This is a genomic window from Dactylosporangium sp. NPDC051541 (genome assembly GCF_044454505.1).
Classification (GTDB): domain Bacteria; phylum Actinomycetota; class Actinomycetes; order Mycobacteriales; family Micromonosporaceae; genus Dactylosporangium.
Window position 1 is genome coordinate 53792 of record NZ_JBITDU010000027.1, and the last position, 16371, is coordinate 70162.

Annotated in this window: 15 protein-coding genes; 5 read left to right on the forward strand and 10 right to left on the reverse strand. The window is 70.0% G+C overall.

Annotated elements, in window-relative coordinates; translation table 11 throughout:
• The first annotated feature begins 66 nt into the window (after positions 1-66).
• Positions 67-765, forward strand: a complete 699-nt coding sequence (locus tag ACIA8L_RS53430) for a hypothetical protein (RefSeq protein WP_395917534.1) — start codon at positions 67-69, stop codon at positions 763-765.
• Between the two features lie 509 nt (positions 766-1274).
• Here the strand turns inward: ACIA8L_RS53430 and ACIA8L_RS53435 are convergent.
• The gene (locus ACIA8L_RS53435; RefSeq protein ID WP_395917603.1) at positions 1275-1487 is read right to left on the reverse strand and encodes a hypothetical protein; all 213 of its coding nucleotides are present in this window, start codon (positions 1485-1487) and stop codon (positions 1275-1277) included.
• Between ACIA8L_RS53435 and ACIA8L_RS53440 the strand changes: the two genes are divergently transcribed.
• Together ACIA8L_RS53440 and ACIA8L_RS53445 are read left to right on the forward strand one after the other, a co-directional pair.
• Complete coding sequence (locus tag ACIA8L_RS53440; protein ID WP_395917597.1) at positions 1444-1998, forward strand: DUF6529 family protein; 555 nt, start codon at positions 1444-1446, stop codon at positions 1996-1998. The genes ACIA8L_RS53435 and ACIA8L_RS53440 overlap by 44 nt on opposite strands.
• A gap of 17 nt (positions 1999-2015) precedes the next feature.
• Positions 2016-2543: a Rieske (2Fe-2S) protein gene (locus ACIA8L_RS53445; protein ID WP_395917535.1), complete on the forward strand. Its 528-nt coding sequence runs from the start codon at positions 2016-2018 to the stop codon at positions 2541-2543.
• 452 nt (positions 2544-2995) lie between these two features.
• Here the strand turns inward: ACIA8L_RS53445 and ACIA8L_RS53450 are convergent, their stop codons facing one another.
• Complete coding sequence (locus ACIA8L_RS53450) at positions 2996-5422, reverse strand: FtsX-like permease family protein (protein WP_395917537.1); 2427 nt, start codon at positions 5420-5422, stop codon at positions 2996-2998.
• Positions 5419-6228: an ABC transporter ATP-binding protein gene (locus ACIA8L_RS53455; RefSeq protein WP_395917539.1), complete on the reverse strand. Its 810-nt coding sequence runs from the start codon at positions 6226-6228 to the stop codon at positions 5419-5421. Before ACIA8L_RS53455 ends, ACIA8L_RS53450 begins: the two co-directional genes overlap by 4 nt.
• A 333-nt stretch (positions 6229-6561) precedes the next feature.
• On the opposite strand from ACIA8L_RS53455, the gene ACIA8L_RS53460 reads away from it, so the two are divergent.
• Both ACIA8L_RS53460 and ACIA8L_RS53465 read left to right on the forward strand, forming a co-directional pair.
• The gene (locus tag ACIA8L_RS53460; protein ID WP_395917540.1) at positions 6562-7596 is read left to right on the forward strand and encodes a sensor histidine kinase; all 1035 of its coding nucleotides are present in this window, start codon (positions 6562-6564) and stop codon (positions 7594-7596) included.
• Positions 7593-8255, forward strand: coding sequence for a response regulator (locus tag ACIA8L_RS53465; protein ID WP_395917542.1), 663 nt, complete (start codon positions 7593-7595; stop codon positions 8253-8255). The genes ACIA8L_RS53460 and ACIA8L_RS53465 overlap by 4 nt, the downstream gene beginning before the upstream one ends.
• On the opposite strand, the gene ACIA8L_RS53470 is transcribed toward ACIA8L_RS53465, so the two are convergent.
• From ACIA8L_RS53470 to ACIA8L_RS53500, 7 genes are all read right to left on the reverse strand, one after another.
• Positions 8252-8662: a hypothetical protein gene (locus ACIA8L_RS53470; RefSeq protein WP_395917543.1), complete on the reverse strand. Its 411-nt coding sequence runs from the start codon at positions 8660-8662 to the stop codon at positions 8252-8254. The genes ACIA8L_RS53465 and ACIA8L_RS53470 overlap by 4 nt on opposite strands.
• Before the next feature lie 115 nt (positions 8663-8777).
• Positions 8778-10340 carry a sensor histidine kinase gene (locus ACIA8L_RS53475; protein ID WP_395917545.1) on the reverse strand — a complete coding sequence of 521 codons (1563 nt, stop codon included), beginning with the start codon at positions 10338-10340 and terminating at the stop codon, positions 8778-8780.
• The gene (locus ACIA8L_RS53480) at positions 10337-11032 is read right to left on the reverse strand and encodes a response regulator transcription factor (RefSeq protein WP_395917547.1); all 696 of its coding nucleotides are present in this window, start codon (positions 11030-11032) and stop codon (positions 10337-10339) included. Before ACIA8L_RS53480 ends, ACIA8L_RS53475 begins: the two co-directional genes overlap by 4 nt.
• Positions 11033-11306: 274 nt before the next feature.
• A complete protein-coding gene (locus ACIA8L_RS53485; RefSeq protein WP_395917549.1) occupies positions 11307-11591 on the reverse strand; it encodes a hypothetical protein in 285 nt (94 codons plus the stop codon).
• Positions 11592-11603: 12 nt separating this feature from the next.
• Positions 11604-13241: a sodium:solute symporter family protein gene (locus ACIA8L_RS53490; protein ID WP_395917599.1), complete on the reverse strand. Its 1638-nt coding sequence runs from the start codon at positions 13239-13241 to the stop codon at positions 11604-11606.
• 111 nt (positions 13242-13352) lie between these two features.
• Positions 13353-13727 (reverse strand): response regulator, encoded by a 375-nt coding sequence (locus ACIA8L_RS53495; protein WP_395917550.1) that lies wholly within the window; start codon positions 13725-13727, stop codon positions 13353-13355.
• Entirely contained in the window at positions 13724-16336 is a 2613-nt protein-coding gene (locus tag ACIA8L_RS53500; protein WP_395917552.1) for a response regulator, read from the reverse strand. The genes ACIA8L_RS53495 and ACIA8L_RS53500 overlap by 4 nt, the downstream gene beginning before the upstream one ends.
• Positions 16337-16371 lie beyond the last annotated feature (35 nt).

Genomic DNA, 16371 nt, shown 5'->3' on the forward strand with positions numbered 1-16371 from the left:
TTAGACGCAGACACGCCCGGCGAACCTCGGTCTCATGGATACGAAGTCAACCTGTGGGAGTTTCCGATGAAATTCAAGGCACCGCTCATCACTCTGGCCGCCGGCCTGGCGGTCGCCGGCGTGCTCTACGGCGCCAACGTCAACTTGAGCCGCGGCCTGCCCAAGAACAACGCCGCCGCGACCCAGACCCCGCCCGCGGCCACCATCGCACCAACCCCGGCCCCGACGCCGACCCCGTCCGCGGCCAAGTCCTCGGCCCCCGCCGCCGGCAACGGCTCCGGCCTGGCCGGGCAGCAGGGCACGATCACGTACGCCGGCGCGGTGGACGGCGGCGCGGCTTCCCTCGGCGTCGTGGTCAACAACGGCAAGGCGATCGCCTACGTCTGCGACGGCCGCGCCGCCGAGTCCTGGATGGACGGCGAGATGGCCAACGGCGAGGCGCAGTTGAACAGCGCCAAGGCCACCGGCACGCTGACCGGCACCTACACCGCCACCCAGATCAAGGGCACGGTCACCGCCGGCTCGAAGACGTGGACCTTCACGATCAAGGCCGTAGCCCCTCCGTCGGGTCTCTACCGCTCCCAGTCCAGCCTCCGCAACAAGCTGGACGCGAGCTGGGTCGTCTACGACGGCAAGCAGGTAGGCGTCGAGAAGCGCAACGGCGCCCTCCAACCGGCCCCGCCGTTCGACGTGAACAGCAAAACCGCCCAGGTAGACGGCACCAACGTGACCATCGAACCCACCAGCCCCGCGACCGGATACTGAGCCAGGAGCCCCGACATGAGCGCCCCGATCAACGACCCCGCCGACAACGCGGCCGCGATCCCGGCACCACCTCCAGGCCCGGAAACCCCGAACAAGCGCCTAGAGTTCCCTCCCATTCCCGACTTGGGCCCCCTACCCCCCTCAGGCGCGACCCAGTTCCCCTATCCACCCCCACAGTCCTTCACAGTCGACCCCCTTTACTCCAACCACCCCCCGCAGACCTCCCCCACCAGTTCAGCCCCCGTGAGTTCCCCAATCCCAGTCAGCCCGTCAATCCCGTTCAATCCCAACGCCCCGGTCAGCTCCCCAGCTCCGGTGAGCTCAACCCCCATCAGCGTCCCGTACCCGGTAAGCCCCTCAGCCCCAGCCATGTCCCCAACCACCGGCGCACCTCTAACCGCCCCATCCCCAAGCACCGCCTTCCCGGCCGGCGGAACCTCCAGCGCCGGCTATCCGGCCGACGGAGTCTCAAACGCCGGCTATTCGGCCGACCGAACCTCGAGCGCCGGCTATCCGGCCGACGGAATCTCCAGCGCCAACTTTCCGGCCAACGCCTCGACGCCCGGCCTCGCACCGGCCGGTGTCCCAACGTCGGCTATCTCGGCCAGCTTCTCAACCGCGACCGCCTCGAGGACCGGCGCACCGACCACCGATGTCTCGCCAGCCGCCGGCCCGGCACTGCCCGCCCCTTCAACCACCGCGAAGTCCTCGACCACGCTCATCGTCCCGTTCCTGGTCGCCTGCCTGGTAGCCGCCGGCCTAGGCGTCTACGGCAAGCTCCACGAGCCGACGGGCGTCGCCGTGAACATCGCCGGCTTCTCGAGCCCGGCGACGGTCAAGGTCTGGCTGGCCACCCTCGCCTTCGTCCTGGCCATCGTCCAGTTGTTCACCGCCCTCGTGATGTACGGCAAGATCCCCACCTTCGCCAACGCCAAGTGGCTCGGCCCGGTCCACCGTTGGTCCGGCCGCCTGGCCTTCCTGGCCTCCATTCCCGTGGCGCTGCACTGCCTCTACGCGCTCGGCTTCGGCGACTACAACACCCGCGTACTCCTCCACTCACTACTCGGCTGCTTCTTCTACGGAGCGTTCGCCGCCAAGATGCTCGTCCTCGCCAAGAAGGGCGTCCCCAGCTGGGCGCTGCCAGTCCTGGGCGGCCTGGTCTTCACCGCGCTGTCCGGCCTGTTCGTCACCTCCGCTCTGTGGTTCTTCACCACGTTCGGCGTCAAGCTCTGAAAGGGGCTGGAAGAACCATGAGCACCCCAACCCGACGTACCTTCCTGGCCGGCGCCGGCGCGGCGAGCCTTGCCACAGCCCTCTCGGGCTGCGCCGCCTACGGGGTGGACAGCGCCAACGCGCAGGGCGGCAACGCCGGCCCCGAGGACGGCCCAGCCCAGAACGCCACCGACGGCAACGGCCCGAGCGGCGCCGGCACCGACCCGAACACCGCCGCAGCGAACGGCTCCAGCCCGAACGGCTCCGGCGGCGGCACGGTCGGAGGCTTCGCCCGCACCGCCGACATCCCGGTAGGCGGCGGCCGGATCTTCCCCAACCAGAAGCTCGTGGTGACCCAGCCGGTAGCAGGCACCTTCCGCTGCTTCACCGCCGTCTGCACCCACGCCGGCTGCGTGGTGGGCGAGGTCACGGAGGGCACGATCAACTGCGCCTGCCACGGCAGCCGTTTCAAGGTCGCCGACGGTTCCGTAGCAGCCGGCCCAGCCAAGAAGGCCCTGGCCGCCGTAGCCATCAAGGTAGCGGGCGACGCCATCTCCAAAGCTTGACTCCCACAGGGTCGACCGCCCGCCGGCTGTCCACATCGGACACCGGCGGGCGTTCGGCTGTTCGATGAGTCGAACCGCATTGTCCGCTAGCACCGACCACCGGACCCGGACCCTCACGGTCAAGCCGGAGGAGGCGATGCCGATGGAAGAGACGACGCTGACGAAAGAGGCGGTCCTGACGGAAGAGGCGATGCTGGCGTCGCACAGCGAGGAGTCCACCGCCGGACGTGCACGCCGCCCGGCGCCGGCGTCCCCGCAGCACTTGTCATTCCTCATGACGACATCCGAATCACCCGCTCGCGCAACATCCGCCCGACGCGCACACCGCCCAGCACCGACGCCCCCGCAGCACTTGCCATTCCTCATGACGACATCCGAATCACCCGCTCGCGCAACATCCGCCCGACGCGCACACCGCCCAGCACCGACGCCCCCGCAGCACTTGTCACTGCTCATGACGACATCCGAATCGCCCGCTCGCGCAACATCCGCCGAGTGGGAAGCACGCCGGCCAGGAGCGCCAGCACCAGACACAGCGCAACGACTCCACCGATGACCGACCACGGCACTACCAGCTCGACCGCCGCTCCGACCTGCTGGCTCAGCCCGGCCCGGATGCTGACCAGCGCCCCGAATGCGACCACTCCGCCGAGCACCGCCCCGATGAGCACGACCAGCACCGACTCCGCCGCGACGTACCCGGCCACCTGCCGCCGAGTCGCCCCCGCCAGCCGCATCACCCGCAGATCGGCCGCGCGCCCCTGTGCCGCCATCAGCAGCGTGTTCGCGACCGCGATCGCTCCGTATCCGGCCGACACGGCGATCAGCATCAGCGTGAACACCCACACCAGCCGGTCCTCGGCGCTGTCCGCTTCAGCCGCCCACGTGACCAGGCTGACCACCCGCGCCCCGACACCGGTCGGCACGCTGACCGACCCCTCGGAAGGCAGATACACGGCCGACGTCAACGCCGACAGATCATGCCGTCGCACGGTTTGCCGATCCAGCAGCACATCGGCCCGTATCGACCGATCGGCCACCACCGCCACGACCCGCAGCGGCACCAGCTCCCCGTCCGCGAACACCACCGCGTAGGCGTCCCCCACCGCGCGATGCGCCGACTCCGACACCACAACAGTGTCCGCGCCGCTCAGCTCGGCGAGCGACCCGGAGATCACCTGAGCCCCTCGATCGGCCCTGTTGAACGCCGCGGTGTCCACGCCGAGCGCACTCCACGCCCGCATCGGCAGACCACTCGCCTCATCCGGCGCGAACACCGTGGTCGGCAGCATCGCCGCCCCTGGCACCCCCGCTACGGCTGCGTCGGACAACCCCGGCGTCCGGTCCGGCACCAGCACATCTCCGGCGTCGACGTCGGCGGCCCGCCCCGACGCATACGCCGCCGTCGTCGTCTGCACCATCCCGGCGACGAGCACCGCAAAGGCCACGGTCAGCAGCACGGGTGCGGCCGTCGACGCCGTCCGCCGAGCCGCAGTGAGCGCCCCCTGCCGCACCAGCAGGCCGACCGCGCCCCCGCCACGCTGGAACGGCAGTTGCCACAGCCGCACGATCGGCGGTACCGCAGCCGGTGCCAGCGCCACCATCCCGCTCACCAGGGCAATCGCGCTGTACAGCGCGAACGAGGCCCCATCCTGCGCATCGTCCGCAGTCGCCGTCCCCACGGCAAACGCGATCCCCAACACCACCAGCGCTCCGCCGACACCCCACCGGAGCCGCCCCATCGGCCGCTGCTCGACAGCCGCCTCCCGCAACGCCTCCAACGGCCGCACCCGCGCTGCCCGCCGGGCCGCCGACCACGCCCCGAGCAGCGCGACCACCGGTCCGAGCAGCAGCCCGACCAAGAGCGGCAGCACGCTGTATCGCACCTCATAAGTCGCCGGCTCGAGCCCCGCCCCGACCAGGAGCCGCCCCACCACCGGCGCGACCGCAGCGCCGAGGATCACTCCGAGCACAGCCCCGACGCCACCGACGAGCAGCGCCTCACCGAACACCATCCGCCGCACCTGCCGCGGCGTAGCTCCGACCGCTCGCAGCAGCCCAAGCTCCCGCCTCCGCTGCGCGACCGTGAACGCGAACGTCGACGCCACCACGAACACTGTGACGAACCCGGCGAGCGCCGACACCCCGGTGAGCACCTGCATGCCGATCCACCGCGCACGTGCGTCGTCCCGTGGCTCCAGCACTCCGCGCTCGTCGCCGCTGAGCACCTTCCCGTCGCCTCCGACAGCCTCGCGCGCGGCCGCCGCGACAGTGCCCGGATCCGCGCCCGGCTCGAGCACCAGCCCGATCGCCCGCACGCCGGGCGCCAGCTGCGCCGCCACGTCGTCCGCGACCAGATAGCCGGGCGCATCGACGAGCCCGCTCACCGTGTATCGCGCCGGCCCGGTCGCCATCAGCAGCGTCACCGAGCCCCCCGGCTGAATGCCGAGGTGCTGGTCGACCACGACCTCACCCGGTCCCCGCGGAGGTGCTCCGGCCACGAGCGCGAGCCCACCGAGCCGAGCCGAGGACCATCCATGCCCTTCGTACGTGTCCTGCCGCTGCCCCTCCACCACCGGTGGCCGCCCATTGACCAGTGCCTGCACATAGAAGACTCGGTCAGGCACGGCGAGCGCGACGCCAGCTACCGCGTCGAGGCGTCGACTCAGCTCATCCGCTTTGGCCGCCGACCACGGCACCGTCGGCGGAAAGGCCTCGGCCGGACTTCCGCTCTGCGGCGCTTGGACCAGAACCGGTGCGCCGGCCAGCCGATCCGGAGTCTTCGGCCGGCCCGCGACGAGCAGCAGCAGCGCCAGCACGACGAGCGCGACTCCGATCGCCACCGCGACAAGCGCGCCGCCCATCCGGCGGATCTTCACCACGACTCCCCCAGGTGGCCCGCGCCCCACCGCTGCGCCTCGGTGCCCGACCCTGTGGTCCCCGGCCCGTTCTGGTCTTCCAGGTGCGTGGTCCGGGCCGCGATCTCCTCGGCCGTGAGCGGGTGCCGGATGTCGTCGGCGACGCGGCCGTCGGCGAGGAACACGACCCGGTCGGCGCGGGCGGCGGCCACCGGGTCATGGGTCACCATCACCACCGTTTGCCGGTGCTCGTCGACGAGTGCGCGGAGCAGATCGAGGATCTGCCGTGACGTCGCGCTGTCCAGAGCACCGGTCGGCTCGTCGGCGAACACGACCGCCGGGCGGCTGATCAGTGCCCGTGCGACGGCCACCCGCTGCTGCTCACCGCCGGAGAGCTCGCTCGGGCGATGCCGGAGCCGATCGGCCAGCCCGACCGCGGTCAGTGCGGCCACCACGTCAGCAGCCGGTGGACGGCGCCCGGCCAGACGTATCGGCAGGGAGACGTTCTGCTCGGCGGTGAGAGTCGAGACCAGGTTGAACGCCTGGAAAACGAACCCGATCCGGTCGCGCCGCAGCCGGGTGAGACCGTCCTCCGAGAGATCGTTGAGCACAACGCCGTCAACCACCACCGAGCCGCCGACCGGGCGATCGAGACCGGCCGCGCAATGCAGCAGTGTCGACTTGCCGGACCCCGACGGACCCATCACCGCCGTGAACGTGCCGCGCTCGAATGCCACCGAAACACCGTCGAGCGCGACGAGTTGCCGGTCGCCGTCACCGTAGGCGGCTCGGACCTCATCCAAAACAACGGTCTGCGTCGTCGTCATGGCCGAAACGATCCCGTGCCGGGCCGACCTCGCGCATCGGACTGGGATGGACACTTTTCGTTCGGCCTACTGTGGTACGCCGAGCGCAAAACGGCCTGCTTCTCATACCTGGGTATGACGGCTCCCAGGCCGACGCGCAAACCCAGCCAACCCACTACCGTCGTCCGCATGGAACTCCCCCCGCTCATCACCAGGCGGCTGACGCTGAGAGGTCTCTACGCGCTCGACGCTGTCGGCGCCGTGGCCTCCACGCTGCTTTGCTACTGGGCGGCGCGGGCAGTGCCGACGGACGGTACCCCCGACGAGCCCTTCTGGGTATCAATGTTCATCGCCTTGGCGATCGGCCTGCCAGTCGCCACCCGGCGGCGCTGGCCATACCGGTCGGCCGGCACGGCGACGGTCGCGGCGGTGGTAGGACTGGCCTTCGAGATCATTCCGGCGTTCGCGGCAGTCGCCCCGTTGTTCGCGCTGGCACTGGTTTTCTATGTGTTCAGTTCCATCGCACGGGACTTGAAGGCCTTCTTCTTCATGTTCACCAGCTCAGTGCTGGTCGGCGGGAGCTTGGCCGGACCGATGGTCCTCGGAGAACCCAACACCTCGCCGAACGACGACACCCCTCCTTGGGTGCTGGCCTTCCTGCTGGCCATGCTCGTCATTTCGTTCGCCAGCATGATCGGATACGCGGCGGGCGAGCGACGTGCGCAAGCCGCCCAGCGCAACGACCAACTGGTGCAGCAGGCGACCGTCGAAGAGCGCCTCCGGGTGGCTCGGGAACTGCACGACGTCATCGCGCACACCATGACGCTGATCGTGGTGAAGGCCTCGATCGGCAACCACGTCGCCGAGGCCGACCCGCGCGAGGCCCGCGACGCACTTCAGGTCATCGAGACAGCCGGTCGAGCCGCGATGCTCGAGGTGCGGCGGGTGTTGGACATGCTGCGGGAGGACACGCCGTACGCACCGGCGCCCGGCCTCGACGACATCCCGGCCCTCGTCGAACTCGCCTCGATGGGTGGAGTCGAAGTTGAGCTCAACATGGACCGGCCCACGGAGCCGGCGGTCGAGGAGGCACCGGAGTCGGTTGGGCTGGCGGTGTACCGGATCGTGCAGGAGGCGATCACCAACGTGGTCAAGCACGCGGCGCCGGCTCGGTGTCAGGTGAACATCGTGGTACGCGCGGACGGGGTGCAGATCGAGGTCGACGACGACGGGAAGCGGCCCGCGCGCACGAGCGGGACCAAGACCGGGCACGGGCTGATCGGGATGCGGGAACGGGTGGCGCTGCACGGAGGGACGTTCAGCGCCGGGCCGCGGGCCGAAGGCGGCTTCTCGGTGCGGGCGCTGCTGCCGGCTGGGGGTGTGGCTTGATTCGGGTGTTGATTGCGGACGATCAGGCGTTGCTGCGGGGGAGTTTTCGGGCGTTGGTTGACCTCAGTGGGGACTGCACGACCGTAGGGGAGGCTGGTACCGGGAGTGAGGCGGTGCGGCTTGTTGCTGAGGTGCGGCCTGATGTGGTGCTCATGGACGTTCGGATGCCGGAGATGAACGGGATTGACGCGACTCGGCTCATCTCGGGGAATCCGGAGCTGGGCGGTGTGAAGGTGCTGATGCTTACCACGTTTGATCTGGATGAGTACGTCTATGGGGCGTTGCGGGCGGGGGCCAGTGGGTTTCTGTTGAAGGACACGCCGCCGGCCGAGTTGCTGAACGCTATCCGGGTTGTGGCGGCTGGGGACGGGTTGTTGTCGCCCTCGGTTACTCGGCGGCTCATTTTTGAGTTTGCTCGGCGGCCCAGGCCGGAGCGGCCGATACCGCGGCGGTTGGACGGGGTTACCGAGCGGGAGAAAGAGGTGCTCAGGCTGGTTGGGCTCGGGCTTTCCAACAATGAGATCGCCGCGCATCTTGGGTTGAGTCTGGCCACCGTCAAGACGCATGTCGGGCGGATTCTGGCCAAGCTTGAGGTGCGGGATCGGGCGCAGTTAGTGATCGTCGCGTATGAGACCGGGCTGGTCGAGGTGAGTCTTTAGGCTGCGCCCTCGACCCCGCCACCGGCCGGTCCGGCGCCGCCAGGCACGCAGCTACGCACGCTGTCGGCACGCAGCCATGCACGCCGCCAGCACGCTGCCACGCACGCCGCCAGCCACAGCCGGCACGCTGCCACGCACGCTGACGGGCACGCCGCCAGCACGCCGCCAACCACGCTGCCACGCACGCCGCCAACCACGCCGCCAGGCACGCCGCCAGCCACGGCCGGCACGCTGCCACGCACGCCGCCAGCCACGGCCGGCACGCCGCCAGGCACGCCGCCAGCCACGGCCGGCACGCTGCCACGCACGCCGCCAGCCACGGCCGGCACGCTGCCAGGCACGCCGCCAGCCACGGCCGGCACGCTGCCATGCACGCTGCCATGCACGCCGCCAGCCACGGTCGGCACGCGTTGGCACGCTGCTAGGGGCCGCCGGCACGCGGCCAGCCACGCCCCCGCATCGCATCGATCACCGGATGCAAGTTCTCCTCCGGAGGATGCCACGGCGGGCGGCTGCGCGGGGTCAGCGGAGCAAGGGGAGTTCCACGCGGAAGGTGGCGCCCTTGGAGGGGGCGGTTTTCAAGGAGACGTTGCCGCCGTGGGCGGCTACCAAGGCCGCGACGATCGACAGGCCCAGGCCGGAGCCGCCCAGGGCTCGGGTCCGGCTCGGGTCGGTGCGGTAGAAGCGTTCGAAGACCCTTGCCGCGTCGTCCTCCGTCATGCCGGGGCCGTTGTCGGCCACCTCCAGGATTGCCTGGTCGCCCTCCGTGCCCACAAAGACGGTCACCTCGGTGCCGGCCGGCGTGTGGTTCAAGGCGTTGGACAGGAGGTTCTGCAGGATCTGGCGCAGGCGAGTCTCGTCGCCCAGGACGATGGGAGCTTCCGTGTCGGCGTCGGCGTCTTCGCTGTTCGGTGTACGGAGACGTAGGCGGTGGTCGGTGGCGGTCACCCGGGCGTCGATCAAGGCATCCGTGGCCAACGAGAGCAGGTCCACCGGCTTCTTCTCCAGCGGACGCTGCTGGTCCATCCGGGCCAGCAGCAGCAGGTCGTCGACCAGCAGGCCCATGCGGGTGGCGTGGTGTTCGATGCGGCGGATGTTGTCGTCGTTCTGGCCCGACTGGCGGTGGAGTTCGGCGAAGCCACGGATCGAGGTCAGTGGGGTGCGCAGTTCGTGGGAGGCGTCGGCGACGAAGCGGCGCATCCGGCCCTCCGAGGCCAGAGCCGACTGCTCGGAAGCCAGGGCGGCCTGCTCGGAAGCCAGCGCGGCCTCCTCCGAGGCCCGGCGCTCGTCGAACGCGGTCTCGATCTGGCCCAGCATGGTGTTGAGCGCCTGCGCCAAGCCGCCCACCTCGGTGCGGGGGTCGGCCTCGGGGACGCGGCGGCTCAGGTCGCCGGCCGCGATCGCCTCCGCGGTCTCTTCGACCTCGACCAGGGGGCGGAGGCTGGAGCGGACCAGGAGGTACGCGACGACGGCCAGGACCAGCAGGACGAAGCCGCCGATCGTCGCGCTCATCACCACCTGGCGGGAGACGGTGCTGTCGACCTCGTCGAGGCTGATGGCGACCACGACCGGGCTGTGGCGCCGCACATTGCCGTGCGGGTCGAGGGTGACCTGGTAGGCGTAGAGGACTCGCCAGTTGTGGCCGCTGTCGTTGACCGGATCGACGGTGGCGTAGCTGCCCGCGGTGTTGTCCGAGAGCTTCGCGAGACCGCCGCTGACGGCCTCCCAGGAAGTGGGGACGGCCGGGCGGTTGTCGGGGTCGCTGGCGTTCGGGTTGAAGTTGCTCTGGGCGAACGTACCGTCGGCCAGGGTGCACATCACGTAGTAGCCGTTGCGCTGGACCGGGGCGCGCACCGGGCCGCCGCCGGCCGGGCCGCCGTTGCCGCCCTTGAACGGGTTGGCCGACAGCAGGCCGTCGCACGTGCCCGTCTCCTGGCTGACGCTGTCCAGGAGCTGGGCGTCGACGCGGTCGATCAGGTAGTCCCGCGTGCTGATGACGCCGGCCGTGCCGGTTGTCACGAGGGCCGCTGCCAGCAGGACGAGCATGAGTACGACCAGCTTGACGCGGAGCGGCCAGGATTTCATGTGCGTGGCAGCCGCAGCGAGTAGCCGACGCCGCGGAGGGTCTGCAGGAGGCGGGGCTCGGTGGTGTCGATCTTCTTGCGCAGGTAGGAGACGTAGGACTCGACCACGCCGGCGTCGCCGCCGAAGTCGTACTGCCACACGTGGTCCAGGATCTGCGCCTTGGACAGCACGCGGCCCGGGTTCGTCATAAAGTATCGCAGCAGCTTGAACTCGGTCGGGGAGAGCTGCACCTCCTGACCGGCCTTGAACACCTCGTGGGTGTCCTCGTCGAGCTCGATGTCGGCGAACGTCAGGCGGGACGTCTGCGCGGACGCGCCGCCCGCCGGGTCGGCCACCCGGCGCAGGACGGCCTGGATGCGGGCCAGGATCTCGGAGAGGCTGAAGGGCTTGGTGACGTAGTCGTCGCCGCCCAGAGTCAAGCCCTTGATCTTGTCCTCGGTGGCGTCACGGGCGGTGAGGAACAGGACGGGCACACGGGTGCCCTCGCCGCGGAGTTTGCGCAGCACCTCGAAGCCGTCGAGCTCGGGCATCATGACGTCGAGCAGGATCATGTCGGGGCGGAACTTCCGGGCCTCCTCCATCGCCTGCCGGCCGCTGGTGGCGCTGGCGACGTCGTACCCGTGGTACTTGAGGCTCGCGGAGAGCAGTTCGACGATGTCGGGCTCGTCGTCGACCACAAGCAGCCGCGTCATGATTCGCTCCAAGTTGCGTCAGAGTTCCCTTGTCAACTACGAGCCTGCCGCCACTACCTGACGCAACGATGCGGTTTCCCTGAAAACCAGCTGTGAACGGCCTGGAACGGCCGGCGGCGCCCCGCAGAAAACGAGGCGCCCCCACAAACCCGACAAAACGCAAACAATACCTAAAACCGAAAAATCCGAAAAATCCGAAATGCGCAGGATTCCGGAGCCGCTTCGCTCCCGCCCCGGGCCGGGGGCTCCGCCCCCTGCACCCCCGGCCGGCGTACTACTCCCGCACTTCGTCAGCGGGAGCGATGTCCGAAGTCTCCGGCGCCTCGGCGGGACGGAGCCACTGCCAGAGCAGGAACAGCAGCCCCAGGACCAGCATCCCCAGCCCGATCCAGAGATTGATCCGTACCCCCGCAGCTTTATCAATCTCTTCCTGCGAGTCGAAGATCCCCAGGATCGTCACGATCACCCCGTAGACCGTGAACAGCCCACCGATCACCCGGCGCACGTCGAACAGCCGAGCCGCCCGGGCGGTGTCGACCTTCTGCGAGTCGTCAGTCATAGCAAACACCCCCTACAGGAACGGCAGGTAGAACGCGAAGGCCAGCACCAGGGCGGCCGAGCCGAGCAGCACCGGCGAGCGGTACCAGGCGGTATCACCGGCGATGGCGTCGGCCGACAGGTCGTGCCGGCCCACGCCGTAGACGAGCCCGTCGAGCTCGGAGTCGGGCTTCGGCCGGGTCAGCGGCGTGACGATGATGGCGACGATGGCCACGGTCACGAACGCGATGCCGGCTCCCCAGAACGATTCGTCCAGGTCGGAGCCGAACGTGAACCAGCCGAACCACTTGTACCCGGCGTACGTGATGAACGCGGCCACCGTGCCCAGCAGCAGGCTCCAGAACCCGGCCCAGGCCGTCATCCGCTTCCAGAACATGCCGATGATGAAGGCACCGAACAGCGGGGCGTTGAACAGCGAGAACAGCGCCTGGATGTAGTCCATGATGTTGCTGTAGCCGGACGCGATGAACGCGGTGCCGATGCCGATCACGACGCCGACGACGGTGATGATGCGGCCGACCCGCAGGTAGTAGCCGTCGGGCTTGTCCTTGGCGACGTACTCCTGCCAGATGTCGTAGGAGAACACGGTGTTGAAGCCGGACACGTTGGCCGCCATGCCCGCCATGAACGAGGCGAGCAGCCCGGTCACGGCGATGCCGAGCACACCGTTGGGCAGGAAGTCGCGCATGAGCAGCGGGACGGCGTTGTTGTACTGCAGGTCACCCGTGTCGGCACCGAGCCCCTTGACGGTGACCAGCGCGACGAGCCCGGGGATGACGGTGACGAAGGGGATCAGCAGTTTCGGGTAGGCCGCGATGATCGGCGTGCGCCGGGCCGCGCTCATGTTGCGGGCCGACAGTCCCCGCTGGACCTCGGCGAAGTTCGTCGTCCAGTAGCCGAAGGACAGCACGAACCCGAGGCCGAACACGATGCCCCACCACGGCGCGCCGAGCGGGTTGTCGCTGGTGCCGGTGCCGGCCCAGGTGTGCAGGCCGGCGTCGCCGAGCTTGGTGCTGTTGCGGACCGCGTCGAAGAGCCCGTCGATGCCGCCGAGCTTGACCAGGCCGACGATGGCGATGGGCAGCAGGCCGGCGATGATCACGAAGAACTGCAGGACCTCGTTGTAGATGGCGCTGGAGAGGCCACCCAGGGTGATGTAGGCCAGGACGATGGCGGCACCGACGATGATCGCAATCCACAGCGGCCAGCCGAGCAGGGCCTGCATGATCAGGGCGAGCGCGTAGAGGTTGACGCCCGCGATCAGGACCTGCGCGAGCGCGAACGACAGAGCGTTGAGCAGGTGCGCGGGGCGGTTGAAGCGCCGCCGCATGAACTCGGGGACGCTGCGCACCTTGGAGCCGTAGTAGAAGGGCATCATGACGATGCCGAGGAAGACCATGGCCGGCACGGCGCCGATCCAGTAGTAGTGGACGGTCATCAGGCCGTACTTGGCGCCGTTGGCGGCCATGCCCAGGATCTCCAGGGCACCCAGGTTGGCGGAGACGAACGCCAGGCCGGTCACCCAGGCGGGGAGTGAGCGGCCGGACAGGAAGAAGTCCACACTGTTGCGGATGGAGCGGCGGGCGGCGAGGCCCACCCCCAGGACGGTGATGAAGTAGAGCGCCAGCAGGACGTAGTCCATCGCGTCCATCTGCAGGCGCAGCCCATCGGCGAGTGTCTGCACCCGTTCCTCCCCTTTCCCCGGTACGAGTGGAGCGTCGAGGCTCCTACCCAGCCAGGGACGGGGATCAAACCCATATAATCAACTTAAATGATTCGCGAGTATGGATACTAAATCCGCCGCCGCATACGGTTTGTCCAGGAAAGCGTCACATCCGGCGTCCATGGCCGCGGCCTTCTCGTGCGGCAGGACGCTCGCGGTCAGTGCGATCACGGTCGGCCGCGCGGGGGCCTCGTTGAGCTCGGCCGCCAGCGACAGCCCGCTGCCATCGGGCAGGTTGACGTCCAGCAGGACCAGGTCCACGTCATGCGCGGCGAGCGCGCTGCGGGCATCGGCGATCGACCCGGCTTCAAGCAGATCCGCATCGTGTACTGCCGGTGTGTCCGCGCGCGCCAGGATGGCCCGGACGAGCACGCGGTTGAGCTCCTCATCCTCCACCAACAGGACCGTGCTCACCGGGCCGCTCCCTTCTGCCGCACACCGGGCGTGGCGCTCAGGTCGATCCACTCGCGGACCCCGTCGGCCGCGGAGCCGCGCGGCACCGTGCCGATCACCTTGCCGGTCAGCCGCCGCCGGTCGGCGTCGGACAGGTCGGGCGCGGTGAGCGCGAGCACCGGGATGCCCTGGGTCCGCGGCTCCTGGTCCAGGCCCGAGAGCAGCGCGAACCCGTCGACGTCCGGCATCTGCAGGTCGCAGATGATCAGATCGAAGCGCCGGTCGCGGGAGAGCCGCAGCCCCTCGGCGCCGTCGTCGCAGGTGACGACGTCGATCCCGGCCTCCGTCAGCTGCCGTTCGACGACCGCCCGGGTGGTGTCGTCGCGGTCGACCACCAGTACCGACGCCGAATCATGGGCCAGGGCGGGCATGATGTGCCGGGCCAGCTGGGCCAGCATGGCGTCGTGGTCGACGGGCTTGACGAAGAAGTCGGCCGCGCCCAGGGCCAGCCCGGCCCGCCGGTCGTCGATGATCGTGGTGAAGAAGACCGGGATGGCGTGCAGCGCCGGGTCGTGCTTGAGGCGCTTGATCACATCCCAGCCGTCGAGGCCGGGCAGGATCACGTCGAGCAGGATCGCGTCCGGGTGCCAGGCGCCGGCCTCGGCCAGGCCCGCCTCGCCGTTGGCCGCGGTGCGCACCTCGTAGCCGGCCCCGGCCAGGTAGGCCCGGAGCAGCTCGGCCGAGCGGGCGTCGTCGTCGACCACGAGCACCCGGCCCCGGGCGGTGCCGCCGGCGTGCGCCGCCGGCTCGGTGCCGGGGCCGGCCTGCGGGAGGTCGGCGGCGGGCAGGCGGACCGTGAACCGGCTGCCCTCTCCCGGCGTCGACTCGACGCCGATCGAGCCGCCGTGGGCCTCGACCAGCCGGCGGGTCAGCGCGAGCCCGAGCCCGGTGCCGGCCTTGCGCTGGGTCGCGGTGCCGAGCTGCTGAAACTCCTCGAAGATCCGCTCCCGGTCGGCCGGCTCGATGCCGATGCCGCTGTCGGCCACGGTGATCGCCACGTCCTCGGGCCCCGGCACGGCCGTGATCGAGATCAGGCCGTCCTCGGGCGTGAACTTGATGGCGTTGGAGAGCAGGTTGTCGAGGATCTGCCGCAGCCTCAGCGGGTCCGCGCGCACCGCGGCCGTCGCCGGGACGTCGAGGTACACCCGCAGCCCTTTGCGATCGGTGAGTGGCCGCAGCGTGGTGATGATGTCGGCCACCGCCCCGTCGAGCGAGATCGACTCGGCATTGAGCTCCATCCGGCCGGACTCGACCTTGGCCAGGTCCAGGACGTCGTTGATCAGCCCGAGCAGGTGCCGGCCGCTGCTGTGCACGTGGTCGACCCACTCCGCCGGCACGCTGCGGCGGTCACCCTCGGGCCGCTCGGCCCGCATGAGGTCGCTGAAGCCGATGATCGCGTTGAGCGGCGTCCGCAGCTCGTGGCTCATGCCGGCCAGGAAGTCGCTCTTGGCCTGGCTGGCGTGGGTGAGCGCGGCGACGGACGTGGCCAGCCGGTCGGCCAGGTCGCGCTGCTCGGCCAGCACCGCACCGCGCTCGGCCAGCACCCGGGCCTGGCCGGCCAGGACGGCGGTGAGGCGCAGGTCGTCGGCGCTGAACAGCGCGCGGTAGCGGTCCAGGATCAGCACCGTGCCGATCTCCGGCACCGTCAGCGCGGTCGCGAACCGGGTGCCGGTGGCCACGGCGAGCGGGTGGCCCTTCGGCAGCCGGACCGCGCGGCCGGCCGTGGCGAGCGCGTGCATGTCGAACTCGAGGCGCTCGTGCGGCAGGTGCGTGCCGGAGCGGCAGACCGCGGCCCGGCGTTCGCCGTGTTCGTCCAGGAGCAGGACGGCGTCGGTACCGGTCGTGTCGTGCACCACCTGCACGAAGCGCCGCCACACCTGGCCGGTGCTCACGTCGGCCGGCAGCCGCTGCAGATCCTCGGTCGCCTCGTACCACGCCGTCGCCGACATGACCCGGCGCAGCCGGCCGGGCGGGACGAAGGCCAGCAGGTACAGCACCGCGGCGACCAGCCCGACGAGCCGCCCGCCCGGCTGCCACCACACCTGCCGGCCCGAGTACTGGGTCGCCGCGGTGAACAGCATCAGCAGCATCACCGGGAACAGGTAGGTGGCGATCGCGGCCAGCCGCAGCCGGGCCTTCCCCGCTCCGGACCGGCGCGCGGCCGCCCGCAGCAGCATGGTGCCGGCGATCAGCTCGGTGACCGTGAAGGCTCCGGCGAGCAGCACCAGGTAGGGCTGGGTCAGCGGCCGCGGCGCGGCGCTCACCGCCACGACACTGGCGACCAGGAACACCAGCAGCGAGCCCTCGAGCCAGCGCGGCACCCGGCCGAGGCGCGCGGTGAGCCGCAGGGTCAGGTAGGGCTGGATCAGCAGCAGGGCCGTCGCCAGCACGCTCGCCATGAGCGGGACCGGCCGATGGAACTCGCGCAGAGTGGCGTTCACGCACAGGGCGAGCGTCGGCAGGAAGATGAGGGCGGTGTCGCGCTGCAGCGGGTCGCGGCCACGCGCATAGCCCGCCAGCGCCCGCAAGAACACGGCCGCCACCAGGACGGTTGTGACCAGAGTTACCATATGAATACGCCCCGTTACAATTTCGAACGGGACTC

What these genes read in the sequence shown, in the direction of transcription:
- ACIA8L_RS53445 (WP_395917535.1), top strand. Translation starts at nt 2,016, where the DNA reads ATGAGCACCCCAACCCGACGTACCTTCCTGGCCGGCGCCGGCGCGGCG.
- ACIA8L_RS53430 (WP_395917534.1), top strand. Translation starts at nt 67, where the DNA reads ATGAAATTCAAGGCACCGCTCATCACTCTGGCCGCCGGCCTGGCGGTC.
- ACIA8L_RS53475 (WP_395917545.1), bottom strand. Translation starts at nt 10,340, where the DNA reads ATGAAATCCTGGCCGCTCCGCGTCAAGCTGGTCGTACTCATGCTCGTC.
- ACIA8L_RS53480 (WP_395917547.1), bottom strand. Translation starts at nt 11,032, where the DNA reads ATGACGCGGCTGCTTGTGGTCGACGACGAGCCCGACATCGTCGAACTG.
- ACIA8L_RS53490 (WP_395917599.1), bottom strand. Translation starts at nt 13,241, where the DNA reads ATGGACGCGATGGACTACGTCCTGCTGGCGCTCTACTTCATCACCGTC.
- ACIA8L_RS53455 (WP_395917539.1), bottom strand. Translation starts at nt 6,228, where the DNA reads ATGACGACGACGCAGACCGTTGTTTTGGATGAGGTCCGAGCCGCCTAC.
- ACIA8L_RS53485 (WP_395917549.1), bottom strand. Translation starts at nt 11,591, where the DNA reads ATGACTGACGACTCGCAGAAGGTCGACACCGCCCGGGCGGCTCGGCTG.
- ACIA8L_RS53435 (WP_395917603.1), bottom strand. Translation starts at nt 1,487, where the DNA reads ATGAGCGTGGTCGAGGACTTCGCGGTGGTTGAAGGGGCGGGCAGTGCC.
- ACIA8L_RS53500 (WP_395917552.1), bottom strand. Translation starts at nt 16,336, where the DNA reads ATGGTAACTCTGGTCACAACCGTCCTGGTGGCGGCCGTGTTCTTGCGG.